Source organism: Mycobacterium sp. NGS57 (assembly GCF_059812405.1).
In genome coordinates, this window is the sequence record NZ_JCALCP010000039.1 from 1 (window position 1) to 590 (window position 590).

Annotated in this window: 1 protein-coding gene; it reads right to left on the bottom strand. The window is 68.3% G+C overall.

The genetic code is table 11. The features are described 5' to 3' along the window. Positions 1-590: serine/threonine-protein kinase (locus AC5Y43_RS24980; RefSeq protein WP_499977310.1), on the bottom strand; the 590-nt coding region annotated here is incomplete at both ends.

The following is a 590-nucleotide window of genomic DNA, read 5'->3' on the forward strand; positions in this document are numbered from 1 at the left end:
AGGGCGGTGGCGAAGTCGGTGCAGCGGGGGTAGCGGTCGGTGGGGTTTTTGGCCAGGGCGCGGGCGAAGACGGGGTTGGTGGCGGCCAGTTCGGGGCGCAGGGTGCCGGGTAGGGGTGGTGGTTGGGTGAGGTGGGCGCTGATGACGGCCACGGGGCTGGGGTTGGGGAAGGGTTTGGTGCCGGTCAGTAGGTGGTAGGTGGTGGCGGCCAGTGAGTATTGGTCGGCGCGGGGGTCGAGTTGGTGGCCCAGGAGTTGTTCGGGGGAGCAGTAGTCGACGGTGCCGACGGTCATGTTGGTGGCGGTCAGTCCGGTGGTGTCGTCGACGGGTCGGGCGATGCCGAAGTCGCTGAGCATGATTCGTGGGGTGCCGCCGTCGTCGGGGTGGCTGATCATGATGTTGGCGGGTTTGACGTCGCGGTGCAGCAGGCCGCGGTGATGGGCGTGGTCTAAGGCGGCGCCCACGGCGGTGGCGATGTCGATCACTTGGGCCGGTGGCATGCCGGTGGGGTAGTGCTGGGTCAGCAGGGCGCCGATGTCGGGGCCGTTGACGTAGTCCATGGTGATCCACAGTTGGCCCTCGAACTCCCC